The organism is Vibrio frigidus, from assembly GCF_042465995.1.
Taxonomy (GTDB): domain Bacteria; phylum Pseudomonadota; class Gammaproteobacteria; order Enterobacterales; family Vibrionaceae; genus Vibrio.
This window is the reverse complement of record NZ_JBCDMC010000043.1, coordinates 1-493: the sequence shown is the minus strand read 5'-3', so window position 1 is coordinate 493 and position 493 is coordinate 1. Positions and strand designations below refer to the sequence as shown.

General features: G+C 44.0%; 1 tRNA gene. It reads right to left on the bottom strand.

From position 1 onward, the window contains the following. Positions 1 to 256 precede the first annotated feature (256 nt). Positions 257 to 333: transfer RNA gene (locus AACW90_RS22945), tRNA-Asp, on the bottom strand. Between the last annotated feature and the right edge of the window lie 160 nt (positions 334 to 493).

The following is a 493-nucleotide window of genomic DNA, read 5'->3' as shown; positions in this document are numbered from 1 at the left end:
CACTATGACGATATAGTTTCTCAAATATGCACCGCATGGAATGGCTTTTTAGAAAGCTCAAAGAGAGTCACGGAAATGTGTTCTAGAAGCTGGATAGACCTGACCAGTTAATTTTCCGGAATGGTATGACAGGTCGGCTTCTCTTAACAAAAAGAAAACCAACTGAACGACCACTCCACCGTGGTATTCTTTTCTTCTATAAACGCAAAAAAGCCTCAGCATTTCTGCTAAGGCTTCTGAACTTTTTTGTAAGAACTGGCGGAGTGGACGGGACTCGAACCCGCGACCCCCGGCGTGACAGGCCGGTATTCTAACCAACTGAACTACCACTCCACATGGTATTCTTACGACAATCGAAGTCTTATGAAACTTAGCTTTGATTGTTTTTGCCTTCATCTTTTTCTAAAAGATAAAAACGATGTTAAAGCCTGGCGATGTCCTACTCTCACATGGGGAGACCCCACACTACCATCGGCGCTATTGCGTTTCACTT